Raw genomic sequence first — 12321 nt, 5'->3', positions numbered from 1 at the left:
TCATCGATCACGGTGAACGCCGTGGAGGTCCGTTCGGTACCCTCTTACACGCTCTGACAACGCCTGACGACGACGTCTGACATTGGGGATAGATGGAAACCCAGCCTGCTGCCGCCGAGTCGAGTCAAGACGGCGTGGCCACCCAGACATTTGCCGAACAGTTGCGGACGCTGCGTGCCGCCGCAGGCAACCCGTCATTCCGGAAGATGGCTGGGCGGTCGGGCCGGATCTCGCACACGACGCTGCACGAGGCTGCCGCCGGGACCAGGTTTCCCTCGTGGGAGACCACGCGCGAGTTCGTCCGGGCGTGCGAGGCGGACGAGGCTCAGTGGCGGCGCGGATGGGAGGACGCTCAGCGCCGGGGGGCGAACCACGATGCCCCGGAAGGCGACCTGGCGCCGGTCAGCACCGACTCCTCGGCCGGGGTCGACACGCCCGGCACCATGGACACTGTGCCAACCGGCGCCGTGGGCGCCGAGACGTTCGACGCCGTGGCCACACCGGCGGCCGGTAGGCCCCTGGTGTCCCGCGTCGCCGCATCTTCGGACCTCGTGCCGCAGGGCCAACGCGCGCTGCGGGCGGCCGAGCACCCACAGGCAGTTGCGCAGGACGAGGTCACGGGCGCGCGACGGCATCGGATGCCGTGGCTCGCCACCGCCGCAGTGGTGGCGGTGGCGGCGATGGTCGCCGTTCTGGCCGCCACCGTCCGCGACCGGTCGTCCCTGGACGACGCCGACGCCGTCGCGGTGGCGCCGACATCGGCAGGATTCTCGGACGCGATGATTCCCGGGGACTCGACCCAGTTCGTCGCCGACGTCACCATCCCCGACGGTACGCAGGTGAAGGTGAACGCCCACTTCGTGAAGGTGTGGGCGCTCAAGAACACGGGATCGGTCGACTGGCACAACCGCTTCCTGGCGCGGACGAACCCCACCGGTGACGATGACGGTTGCCGGGTGCCGGATCGCGTGGCGGTCGGCGACACGCCGCCCGGCGGGCAGGTGATGATCAGTGTTGCGGTCACCGCGCCGAACCGCCCCGGGAAATGCTGGGTCAGCTGGAAGATGGTCGACGAGCACGGGAAGGCCTACTTTCCCAGTCGCCGGCCGGTGTACTTCATGGTGACCGTCATCTGAGCAGGCCTGGCGGCAACGGGTCCCGGGTCGCCCCACCGGTGTCAGGCGCGAGCGCTCCATGTCAGACCTGGGCGCCACCCGATCTGACAACACCGCATCCATCGAGGTCGGTGACGACCCAATAGATCTGACAGGACGGCGGGGTACCGAACAACAGGCCGCTTCTCGCAGGGTGATGTCCGTTCCGAACGCGACTCACCACCTACGAGGAGGATCGACCATGCGCCGTCCCTGGTTAGCCGTCGGGCTCGCCGCGCTGTGTGCGGCCGTCGGCGTCCCGGCCCATGCGTGGGCGGCGACACCCGGTGCCACAGCGCAGCGAACGGTGTCCACGGCCGCGCTGCCGGTCGTGGACATGGAGGCCACCGTCCTGGCCGCCCAGATCGACCCCCGCCGTGCCGACCACACACTGACCCCGGGCGCGAAGAGTTCCGTGCTTGCCGTCGAGCAGGCGCTCCAGGCTCAGAACCTGCTCAACGGGCAGTGGGTCGACGGCTACTTCGGCACCGAGACCATCTCGGCGTACGCGGCGTACCAGCGCTCGCTCGGCTACACCGGCCTGGCCGCGAACGGGCTGCCCGGCACGACGTCGCTGACGAAGCTCGGGCGGACCCGGTACACCGTCGGCAACACGATCGGCCCGGGCGCGAAGGTCCAGCGGGACGGGTACGTCGTCGACGCCCGTACGCAGGCGATGTTGGCCGAGGCGCAGCGTCTGCTCGGTCACACCCTGGTGCTCGAGCAGGGCTCGTACAACCCCGGGGGCGACCCGACCTCGGCCGGTACGCACGACGGCGGGGGTGTGGTGGACATCGCGGTCACCGGCATGACCGCGGCCAGGCGTACCGCCGTCGTCCGGGCTCTACGCCAGGTCGGCTTCGCCGCCTGGGTCCGGAACCCGAGTCAGGGTGACTGGCCGTGGCACATCCACGCCGCGGCGATCAGCGACACGGACCTGTCCAGCCAGGCGCAGCACCAGACCGGCGACTACTACCTCGGCATGAACGGCCTGGCCAACCAGGGCCCGGACGACGGTCCCCGGATTCCGATCAAAACCTGGGAGCAGTACCAGCGCGGGCAGTGACCCGCACCCGAACCGATCCATCAACCATCACTCACTGTTCACGAGAGGGCACCATGAACATCCGCAAGAGCCTCGCCGTCGCGGGCGCCGCGCTCGCCATGACCACGTCCATCCTGGCCGTCGCCTCGCCGGCGCAGGCGGCGTCGCGGGACGGGGTCTGCGACAGCGGCGAGTTCTGCTACTACTACAACAGCGGCTACGCCGGCTCGATCTCGGACTTCACCGGGTCGATCGACGACTACGGCACGACCCAGCCGTCCTGCTACGAGTTCAAGGGCGCGGGCAATGGCCAGGGCCTGTGCGTGAAGAACAACGCCGCGTCGGTGTGGAACCGCACCAGCAAGACCGTGGTGGTCTATTTCAACAGCAACTACGGCGGAGCGAGCCAGTCGTTCGCGGCCGGGGCGAAGGCCAACCTCAACGCGACGCTGAAGAACAACAACGCCTCGCACAACATCGGCGGCACCAGCGGCACCAACCCGGCCGACCCGCGCGCGGCCGAGGCCGTCGCGTTCGCCAAGGCCCGCCTCGGGCACACCGACTGGAACAACGAGTGCGAGCTGTTCGTCGAGCGGGCCTTCGGCACCAGCGGCCGGTTCGCCACGGCCCGTACGCACTACCAGTGGCAGAAGGACAACGGGCGCATTCACACCGGCTCGGTGCCGCCGGCCGGAACCGCGGTGTTCTTCACGTCCACCACGTCGGCGGGGCACGTCATGCTCTCCATCGGCGGTAACAGCGCCATCAGCACCGGACCGACCGTCTACCAGACCAGCACGTTCCGGGATCGGTCCGACTACCTGGGCTGGGCCTACGTTCCGAGCAGCTGGTGACCCGGTATGCACTCCACTTCTGATCGGCGGCCGCGGATGACCATCCTGAGAAAAGTTCCGGGCCTTCTGGCCGTCGTGGTGGCGGCGCTCGTCGGCGTCGCGGTGGCGCCCGGTGCGGCGTCCGCCGCCGATCGCGACGGGGGCTGCGACAGCGGCGAGTTCTGCTACTACTACAACAGCAACCAGGCCGGCTCGGTCTCCGACTTCACCGACTCCCTGGACGACTACGGCACGACCCAACCAACCTGCTACGACTTCAAGGGAGCGGGCGCCGGCAAGGGCCTGTGCGTGAAGAACAACGTCGCGTCGGTGTGGAACCGCACCGGCAAGACCGTGCGGGTCTACTTCAACAGCAACTTCGCCGGTGCGAGCCAGGACTTCGCGGCCGGGGCGAAGGGCAACCTCAACGCCACGCTGAAGAACAACAACGCCTCGCACGAACTTGTGAGCGGGCCGACGGGCTGTAGCACCGACGGCACCAACAGCAAGCTGCCGACCACCATTCTGGTCTACCGGGTCAGTCTCGGGCGAGTCGACCGGGTCGACTTCAAGACGTACGTCAAGAACGTCCTTCCGAACGAGTGGGTGACCAGCTGGCCGGCCGCCTCGCTGGAGGCCGGTGCCATGGCCGTCAAGAGTTACGGCTGGTACTGGGCGCTGCACTCGACCCGGAAGACCTCCGGCGGACAGTGCTACGACGTCCGTGACGACACCGGCGACCAGGTCTACCGGCCGTCGTCGGCGCAGGCGTCGACGTCCGCCGCGGTGGACCGCACCTGGTCAATCCGGCTGACCCGCAGCGGCAACATTCTGCGGGCGCACTACTGCGCCACCACGACCGCGTGCGGTGGCTGGGTGGACGGGGACTGGCTGTCGCAGTACGGCTCGCGTGATCTCGCGAACGCGGGCAACAACTACCAGGCGATTCTGCGCTACTACTACAGAGACGTGACGGTTTCCTGACGTCACGCACCAACCGCGCCGCCCGCCGCAGATCCGCGGTGGGCGGCGCGCTCGTGGCTACGGCGCGACCCGTCAGCCCCGTGCGTCGAGCTGCGCCAGGATCGCCGGGTCGGTGATCCTCTCGTCCTCATTGAGCAGGAGGACCTTACTGAGGATGACGCTGGTCATCCGGTCCTCGTCGGCGAATGGCAGAAACAGGCTCCGATGGGCGGTGCCGCCGAACGAGGCGGGAACCACGCACAGGTAGCCGCCGGGCTCGACGTGGATACTGCCGCTGTTCAGGTGCACGCGATAGGTGGCCCGGGAGCCACGGACCACGGCCGACGTGCCGTCGACGGCCACTCGATCCAGCCCGAGATCGTCGATCAGGCTGGCCAGCAACTGGACCCGGCTCGCCGCCTGTGGCGGCGAGGCGTACCCCGCCGGGTCGATCCCGGCCACCGACACGACGAGGTCCAGATCCCGCATGACTTCGGAGAACGCCACCGGCGGCACGTCGGCCAGGGGAACTACCGAGCCGGCGGTCAGGAAACGCAACTCGCCGACGACCGCCTCTCCCCCGCCGAAGTAGCCACGCAGGTCGCAGACCAGCGCGGCGGTGATGTCGGTGGTAATCAGCTTGGTTGCCTGGTGCTCGTCATATTGGTCATGGGTCGACCAGCCGCGCCCGGACAGCAGCTGGCCCGACACCTTGCCGTCGACCGTGTGTCCGGCAAACCGCCTCGACACGTCGACAGCGTCGCGTTCAGCCGGAGTCAACAGGTACAACTCCCGGAACGCGTGCTTCACGGGTTGCCGGATCCGGTGCCGGACGACCTTCGCCTGCCAGTGGGCGAGCAGGCCCCGCTCGTACAACCGCAACGGATGCACCACCGTGACCGGACCGTCGAGGTCGACCTGGTCGAGCAGGCCGATCGTGCCCGCCTGGTCCTCCCAGATCAGTGCGGGGAGCAGCACCGCGCCGGCCGGCAGGCTGCGCAGGCGGGCGAGCTCGTCGGGGGCGACGGTGCCACCAGTGGCGACGAGCCGCTCGATCAACCCGGTACGCATGCGGCGCGCCTGGGCCCGTAGCCGTTCCTGGTGTTCGCGGACTTCGGTGTACCGCGGGTCGGTGCGTACGGCGGCCGGCACCGACTTCAGCTGCTTGCCTGCCTTGCTGACCGTGATGAGCGGCTCGGCGCCGGACAGCCGCAGCGCGACCGTGTAGTCGCCGACGTGCCAGTCGCCAGGCGCCTCGGCGGCGATGCGCGCCTCGCAGTCCCACTCAAGGCGACTGGCGTCCGGGAAAGCGGCCACCTGGGCGAGGTGGTCGAGGGCGACTGCGACCGCCGCGGCGTGGCTGTGCCTGCGGTTCGGGCCCAGCTTCAGACCCCGCTTTGCCACCTCTCGCAGCGCCAGATAGCGGTCGAGCACCGTCTCATCGTCGGCCAGCGGCAGCAGGCCGAAAGCGGCGATGGCCGCCAGGGCGTTGTGCTTGACTCGCTTGGAGACGGCTGGGCGGTTCCAGCCCAGAGCGGCGGAGACGATCTCGCTCGGGCAGAGCTGCAGCAGCGAGCGCGCACCGTCGACGCCGGCCTGCCGCACGGCGGCGAGGATCGCGCTCCGGTCCTGCCGTACGGCTTCCGTTGTGGAGGTCGCCCGCACCAACCGCAGCAACGGCGCCGCCCCGGGCAGCCCGAGCAGTGGCAGCAGCACCTCGGCGTCTCCCGCCGGCAGTCGCAGGTCGAAGGCGTATCGCTGCTGCTCGGCCGGGCGGTCCCGCAGGTGTTCCACCAGAGCCGTCCGCTCGCCGTCGGTCAGCTCGGCGGCGCCGAGGCGCACGGCCATCCGGCGATCCGTTCGTCGCTCCACGGCCCGAAGCACGAACCGCAGGCCTCGTGGCACCAGCACCTCGGGCAGCGCCGCCCACTCGGGCTCGGACGGCGAGGTCAGGCGCCAGGCCAACTCGTCGAAGTAGTCGCGCACTGCGGGCGCACAGGCAGCGGGCGTCAACCGCGCGGCGCTGTCCGTCGGGGAGCGTCCGACGATGGCGTTTCCCAGGTACATGTCGTCGGTGAACGCCCGCTCGATGATCTCGACATCGAGCGCCCCCACCTCGTGCAGGGCGTCCAGGACCCGCGCCACGGTCTCCCGACGGGCGCGACCCAGCGGAGTGCGGACCAGCAGCCGCAGCAGGTGCACATCGCCAGCGTCGATGGCCCGGGCGGCCAGGGGCTCGAGTGGCGGTTCACGCCAACCCTCATGACCCACAATGGAGGCGAGCAGGGCCGTCCGGCTGGCGGTCGGCCACGGGGCATCCAGGACGTCTGTCGGATCATCGGGCCTCTGCACGGGAAGCGCCGCATCGTAGATGTCATTCAACGCCGCGTAGACGTCACCGACGTTCGAGTCCAGATGCCCACCGGTGCGGTCGATGCTGTTGCCGGCCTCCAACGCACGCCGGATCTCGTCGGCGTAGGCCCGCAGACCTGGCAGGTCACCGGCTTTCGCCAAGGCCGAGGCCTCGTCGACCATCCGCCACAGGGCGTCTCGCTGGTGACGGACCTCGTCGGCAAACATCTCCGGCACATCCACCATGGTCACCCACCGACCAGAGCGGTCAGCCGCAGGAAGACGACGGGCTCGCCGGGACGGAGCACGATCTCCTCGGCGAGCCGGTGGACCTGGCGTCCTCCCACGAACAACACGAACACGTCTCGCTCGAACGCTCGATACGCCCGAGCTACCTCCTCCGCGACGTCCGGCGGATCGAGCCGCGGCGACGGCGTCCGGACCATGCCGGTGGATGCCTGTGCCCGGATCTCCGCTGCGGAAAGATACTGGCGCCTGAGCACGGTGCGGCAACGCGGAACGTCGACGCCCAGCACCCGGATCTGCTCCTCAACCGCCCTGCGGATCAGCTCACCCACCGTCGTACGCTCGCTCGCGAGCTCGACCAGCACGTCCGGCATGCCGTCCCGATCCGCGCCGGACACCACCGCACGCACCTTCACCTGCAACACCGACACGCGTCCATCCTGTCGACCGCAACCCGAGCACCAAAGTATCGATCACTCCCTCGGCGGCGCTAATAGCGACGCTCAGCCAACTCAGCACGGCGGTCCGACATGGAATCCGGCATTTCGGGGTAAACCGGTGCGATAGATGCGTAACGTGCCGGACATGGTTTCTCGTACCTGGCGTAACCTTTTGCTCACATCGCTCGGGATGGGCGTGCTCGCCGCTGCCGGCCAGCTCGGAGTCGCATTCAGCTTCGGCATCGTCCAGCTCGCCAGCGCCTCCGCCGGCGCCACCGTCAACCAGTGGCCCGCCCAGCTCGTCTGGGTGGGCTGGTTCGCGGCACACGCCGCCGTGGCCGGCACCGTCGTCACCGCACGCCTGGCCCGCCGGCACGGGTTGCTGGAGAGCACGGGCAGACTGACGGCCATCGCCGCCGCCGCCGCGCTGGGTGCCACCGTCGTGGCGCCGCTCTGCGTCCGGCCGGCCCAGGCCGCGGAGCGCTTCTCTGTGGACCCGATCTGGGCCGTCGGCATCTGCGCGACCGTCGGCGCGCTGGTCGGCGTGGGTGCCGCGATCGCCGCACTGGCGAAGCCGCCGCTGGGCTGGAGCATGACGGCGGTGGGTGGCGTGGTCTGGCTGCTGGCGTTCGTCTCGGTCGTCCCGTCGCTCGCAACCGCCGGACCGTTGCCCGCCGTACGGCTCGGTGTGCTGGAGTCGGCCGGGCTCAACGCCGACGCGGCGAGCCGGCAGGCGATCCTGATTCTGCCGGCGGTGGCCCTGCTCATCGGCGCGGTGACCGGCGGGCTGGCCCGCCGGCGCGGGCATCCACCGCTGGTCAACCTCGCGACCGGCATGGCCGGCACGGTGCTGGTCGCGTTCGCCTACCTGACCGCCGGTCCCGGCGACGCGGTCGACCGGTACCAGATCACGCCGTACTACGGCGCGCTGCTCGCCGTCGCCGCCGGTGTGCTCGGTTCGGCCGCCGCCGCGTCGTTCCGCTGGCCGCTCCTGCCGCGCACCGCCGAAGCGCGGGTCGTCGAGCCGACCGACGTCCTTCGTCCGCTGTCCGCCGGCCCCGCCGCGCCGCAGGCCATCACGCCGGCCGCCGGTGGTACGACCGACGAGCCGGAGCCCGTCGACCTGGTCGGCACGAGGCCGCTCGCCGGCGCGATCGCGGCGAAGCTCCCGACCTCGGCCGAACCGCTCGGTCTCGGTGCGCCGGCTGGCGATCGGGACGCCAACGCCGTACCGGCCGACGCCGCGACGCGGACCCCCGCACCGGCTGTCACCGCCGCGCCAGCCGCGCCCGCCGACACCCCGGCGACATCGGAACCGGCCCCCGCGACGGCGACCCACCTTCCCGCGGGACCCGGCGGGGACGACTCCGGGACGGCGGAGGCAGAGGCCGACGGGGCACGCGTCGCCCCGGGAACCAGCCGGATGTACCAGCCGCCGAAGACCGACCGGACGCCGGTTCAGGCGACCCGGCAGGTCGTTCCGCCGCGGCGGGTGCCGCCCTCGGCCGAGCCCGCGCCGGGCGCCGAGGCGACCCACTCGGCCGGCACGCCGGAGAGGCTCGAACCGGCGCTCCACCCTCGGCACCGGCCGCCCCTGCCCAACCTGAACCGGGCCGCGAACTGGGACGCCCTCGCGACCGCCCAGCGCGCTGGGCCCCGGCCCACGACCGACCCCGCGTCGGCGAGCCCCACCGGGACCGATCCGGTCGCCGCGGTCCCCGCGCCGGCTGCCCCGGCACCCGTCGTCGAGTCGGGACGGGACAGCGGGCGGGCCAGCGGCCGGCTGGGCCTGTTCCGGCGCAACAGGTCCCGGGCCGACGGGGACGGCGCGGGCACACCGGCGGACGGCGAGCCGCTGCCGAGGCAGGACGCGGAGTTCGTCGACTGGGTGACCCGGCTGGGCAAGCCGGTGGCGGACCACGAGCCGGATCAGGAGACGGATCACCGGTCACTCCACTCCACCGGCCGCCGCCACAACGACTGACCTCCACGGTCAGGCCCACCGCTGCACCAACGGCCTGACCTGGCAACGCCCGCGTACGGCGCGCTGAATTGGGCAGGGTTCGCGCTGCTCAGCCGACCGGTCCCGTTGTCGTGTGCGGTCGTACCGCCGGTTCGAGCAGCGACAGCGTCCGCTGCTGCGCATCGAGGCCGACGCGGATGCCGACCGGCATCGGCAGATTCGGGCCGGCGTGTCCGAACTCGACATTGCCCAGGACCGGGATGTCACGACCGCCGAGGACGTCGAGGACTATCTCGGGCAGGGTGGGGGACGCGTCCGGCGCCCCGAGCCCGTCGATCGCGTACGGGACGCCCACGACCATGCCGGAGATCCGATCGAGGATGCCGCAGTGCCGCAGCACCTGCAGATAGCTCCACACGTACGACGCTTGGCCGCCCATCTCCTCCCAGAACAGCACCGCACCGTCGAACCACTCGAGCGGCAGCGCGTAAGGCGTCGCCTGCGCCAGCACGATGCGATTGAGCACCCCGCCGATCAGCCGGCCTTCGGCACGACCGGCACGCCAGCACTCCCACGACGGGGTGGCAGGCAGCGCACCGATCGCCTCCGTACCGGTCAGCAACGCCGAGTAGAGCTTTTCAAGTTCCGCCCGGCGCGCTACGGGCGCGGCCTGCCACGCCCCGCCGAGTCCAGGCGTGGCCAAGTCGGCGTGGAACCCGACCAGACCCGTGCGTGCGTAGAGCACCAGATGCAGCAGTGAGATGTCGCTGTAGCCGAGGATCGGCTTGGGGTCGGCAGTGATCGCCTCAACGTCGATCAGGTCGAGATAGCCGAGCGCCGTCTGGCCTCCGTCGTGCGCGATGATGGCGCGTACCTCGGGATCACGCAGAAGAGCGTTGAATTCCCTGGCGATCTCCGCCGGCGTGGCCGCGCTCCACCAATGGTGCCGCCCTGCCACGAGTAGCGGTGCCCGACGCACACGGAATCCCATCCGCTCGAGTACGACTACCGCCTGCTCGAGGTCGGGCTCGTAAGCGGCATGGAGCGGCCCGGACAGCGATGCGACAACGACGACATCTCCCGGCCTCAGGGCACGAGGTCGAAGCGGTAGAGGCAGTACGGATCCGGTCACCGGCGCAGTGTCCCAACACGCGCAACGCTCCATGTGGGCGACCTGGGATCGAAACAGTGACCTCTTCGGTGTGAACCCTCGGCGAGGCGGCTGGTTCGGGCTTGATACGAGGCAGACGGCCGCTGATGCCCTTCTCGGCTCGGCTTCGCTTGGCACGGCTGCTGTACGTTCGCTGCTGTACTGCTGGCATCAGACGAGGCGCTTGATGCGGACGTTCGGGTGTTCGCCGAGAAAGCGGTGGTGCAGCTGGCCGACGGGCCGCCCAGTCGGCCCCCACCCCGCACGCGTGGAAGGAATGCCATGACCAGTTCGGCAGGACCCCAGACGGGCGAAACCCCGACCGCTCGGCAGAAGCGGGTGTGGAACACGATGGCACCCGGCTATGACAAGCAGATCGCTCTCTTCGAGAAGATCTGGTTCGCCGGTGGACGCGAGTGGCTTGGCCGACGTGCACACGGCCGGGTCCTCGAGGTCGCGATCGGCACCGGCCGCAACATGCCCCATTACCCGTCCGACACGACCCTCACCGGCATCGACCTGAGCCCGGCGATGCTGGCCATCGCCCGACGGCGCGCCGCCGCTCTCGACCGTCCGGTCGAGCTACGTGAAGGCGACGCCGAGCATCTGCCCTTCGACGACGCGTCGTTCGACACGGTGGTGTGTGCGCTGTCGCTGTGCAGCATCCCCGACCCCGGTACCGCGATCGCCGAGATGTACCGGGTCCTGGTACCAGGCGGCACACTGCTGCTGGTGGACCACATCGCCAGCAGCTGGCAGCCTCTCCGGGCAGCTCAGTGGCTGCTCGAACGCATGACGATCCGCGCGGGCGGGGAGCACTTCACCCGCCGTCAACTGCCCCTGGTGGAAGTCGCCGGATTCGAGATCGCCGAGACCGTACGGCTCAAGGCGGGCACCATCGAGCGCATCCTCGCCCGCAAACCGACCGCACGCGAGGCAGACGCATGAACGCCGTCTCGAACGCGCCCGGGGCCGGTCAGTCGGCTGTCCGCCTCCTGACCCGCCGGGTGAGCAGCAACAGCACGGCCCCACCCGCCAGCATGACGAGGCCGATTCCGAAGGTCAGCCCGGTCTGCGGCCCGGTGATCGGCAAACCACCACCGCCGCCATCACTACCGCCGTCATCGCCACCGTCGCCGCCATCGCCTCCACCGCTGCTGTTCGCGGCCAGGACGACCGCGAATCCGTCCTGGTTGTCGCTGTCGTCCACGTCGGTGGCGCGTACGGCGACGGCGTTCGCGGGAAGTTCGGTCCGCGCCGCGTCGGAGCCGTCTGACCGCTGATCGCCCAAGCCCTCGACGTGCACTTTCCCGTCTCTCAATGTGGCGGGCGCTGTCACGGAGGCCGAGACCGTCACCAGGTTGTACAGCTCGACGGCGGAGTGCCGCTTGTCGTTCGGGTCGGTGTCCTGGTCGGCAGGAATGAGTGTGAGCTCATCGTAGGTGCAGACCGCCGAACGTCGAGCGTCACCAAGAACGCACTCATCCAGCGGCTTGGTGAAGGTCACGCCCTCAGGCAGACGTAGCTCGACCTTGACGCCACTGACCGGCTTCAGTCCCTGGTTGGCGATGGTGTAACGGACCGCACCCGTCTCGCCCGGATTCAACGTCCCGGTGGGCTCGATGCTGCCGCCGGCACCGATCCGCACCGACTGCGTCACGTCCGGCGCGACCACGGAAAGGTCGGCCTCGGGATGGTCCACGACCTCGATGGGGAACCACTTGGTGTTGTCGGCCGGATTCGTGTCATCCGGTCTCACATCGACCGTTACCTTGATCCTGCCCTCAAGGGGCTCCTTGGTCTGGACGGTGGCGGTGACGGGAAGCTCCACCGTCTCGCCGGGCCCGGGAAGCTGGTCCGGCAGCAGACTGCAGTACCACCCCGCGGTATCGCCGTCACACTCGCCTACACCGCCGGTGGGCCAGAGTGTGACCCTCTGTCTGTAACCGTCCAGCTCGGACGCGTCGACCCGGACGGTGACCTCGGTCGGCGTCTCCTGTCCCTGGTTGCCGATCTTCAGGTAGAGCATCTTGCTCGTGACGCCCAGCGGAATCGTCGCTCCGGCCAGGTCGACGGTGAGGTCGGCACCCGCCTGTGCCGCCGAGGCGGAACCGACGGGCACGCCGACCCCTCCGAGAACGAGCAGCACTGTGGCCACTGTTCGTGGCAGCCTTC

The 12321-nt window shown here is 70.0% G+C and carries 10 protein-coding genes; 6 read left to right on the top strand and 4 right to left on the bottom strand.

Annotation, left to right across the window (positions count from 1 at the left end; genetic code table 11):
- Positions 1-92 precede the first annotated feature (92 nt).
- From ACWD6N_RS10285 to ACWD6N_RS10270, 4 genes are all read left to right on the top strand, one after another.
- Positions 93-1136 (top strand): NBR1-Ig-like domain-containing protein, encoded by a 1044-nt coding sequence (locus ACWD6N_RS10285; protein WP_387329045.1) that lies wholly within the window; start codon positions 93-95, stop codon positions 1134-1136.
- 220 nt (positions 1137-1356) lie between these two features.
- Positions 1357-2220, top strand: a complete 864-nt coding sequence (locus ACWD6N_RS10280) for a peptidoglycan-binding domain-containing protein (RefSeq protein ID WP_450004670.1) — start codon at positions 1357-1359, stop codon at positions 2218-2220.
- Between the two features lie 53 nt (positions 2221-2273).
- Positions 2274-3053, top strand: a complete 780-nt coding sequence (locus tag ACWD6N_RS10275) for a peptidase inhibitor family I36 protein (protein ID WP_387329039.1) — start codon at positions 2274-2276, stop codon at positions 3051-3053.
- 36 nt (positions 3054-3089) lie between these two features.
- Entirely contained in the window at positions 3090-4016 is a 927-nt protein-coding gene (locus tag ACWD6N_RS10270; protein WP_387329037.1) for a peptidase inhibitor family I36 protein, read from the top strand.
- 72 nt (positions 4017-4088) lie between these two features.
- Here ACWD6N_RS10270 and ACWD6N_RS10265 read toward each other — a convergent pair whose 3' ends face one another.
- Both ACWD6N_RS10265 and ACWD6N_RS10260 read right to left on the bottom strand, forming a co-directional pair.
- A complete protein-coding gene (locus tag ACWD6N_RS10265) occupies positions 4089-6593 on the bottom strand; it encodes a DUF4132 domain-containing protein (RefSeq protein ID WP_387329136.1) in 2505 nt (834 codons plus the stop codon).
- Between the two features lie 2 nt (positions 6594-6595).
- Positions 6596-7024, bottom strand: a complete 429-nt coding sequence (locus ACWD6N_RS10260; RefSeq protein ID WP_387329034.1) for a hypothetical protein — start codon at positions 7022-7024, stop codon at positions 6596-6598.
- 154 nt (positions 7025-7178) lie between these two features.
- On the opposite strand from ACWD6N_RS10260, the gene ACWD6N_RS10255 reads away from it, so the two are divergent.
- A complete protein-coding gene (locus ACWD6N_RS10255) occupies positions 7179-9017 on the top strand; it encodes a hypothetical protein (protein ID WP_450004669.1) in 1839 nt (612 codons plus the stop codon).
- 88 nt (positions 9018-9105) lie between these two features.
- Here the strand turns inward: ACWD6N_RS10255 and ACWD6N_RS10250 are convergent, their stop codons facing one another.
- Positions 9106-10128, bottom strand: coding sequence for a S66 peptidase family protein (locus ACWD6N_RS10250; RefSeq protein WP_387329028.1), 1023 nt, complete (start codon positions 10126-10128; stop codon positions 9106-9108).
- Between the two features lie 300 nt (positions 10129-10428).
- Here ACWD6N_RS10250 and ACWD6N_RS10245 point away from each other — a divergent pair, with 300 nt between their 5' ends.
- The gene (locus ACWD6N_RS10245) at positions 10429-11094 is read left to right on the top strand and encodes a class I SAM-dependent methyltransferase (RefSeq protein ID WP_387329026.1); all 666 of its coding nucleotides are present in this window, start codon (positions 10429-10431) and stop codon (positions 11092-11094) included.
- 28 nt (positions 11095-11122) lie between these two features.
- Here the strand turns inward: ACWD6N_RS10245 and ACWD6N_RS10240 are convergent, their stop codons facing one another.
- Positions 11123-12295, bottom strand: a complete 1173-nt coding sequence (locus ACWD6N_RS10240) for a COG1361 family protein (RefSeq protein WP_387329024.1) — start codon at positions 12293-12295, stop codon at positions 11123-11125.
- Positions 12296-12321 lie beyond the last annotated feature (26 nt).

It is taken from the genome of Micromonospora sp. NPDC005163 (genome assembly GCF_053599835.1).
The sequence above is the reverse complement of the archived record's forward strand: the minus strand, read 5'-3'. Positions and strand labels throughout refer to the sequence as shown.

Bases quoted from the DNA above. Each gene is read 5' to 3' on its own strand.
- ACWD6N_RS10285 (WP_387329045.1), top strand. From the start codon at position 93: ATGGAAACCCAGCCTGCTGCCGCCGAGTCGAGTCAAGACGGCGTGGCC.
- ACWD6N_RS10280 (WP_450004670.1), top strand. From the start codon at position 1,357: ATGCGCCGTCCCTGGTTAGCCGTCGGGCTCGCCGCGCTGTGTGCGGCC.
- ACWD6N_RS10275 (WP_387329039.1), top strand. From the start codon at position 2,274: ATGAACATCCGCAAGAGCCTCGCCGTCGCGGGCGCCGCGCTCGCCATG.
- ACWD6N_RS10270 (WP_387329037.1), top strand. From the start codon at position 3,090: ATGACCATCCTGAGAAAAGTTCCGGGCCTTCTGGCCGTCGTGGTGGCG.
- ACWD6N_RS10265 (WP_387329136.1), bottom strand. From the start codon at position 6,593: ATGGTGGATGTGCCGGAGATGTTTGCCGACGAGGTCCGTCACCAGCGA.
- ACWD6N_RS10255 (WP_450004669.1), top strand. From the start codon at position 7,179: ATGGTTTCTCGTACCTGGCGTAACCTTTTGCTCACATCGCTCGGGATG.
- ACWD6N_RS10245 (WP_387329026.1), top strand. From the start codon at position 10,429: ATGACCAGTTCGGCAGGACCCCAGACGGGCGAAACCCCGACCGCTCGG.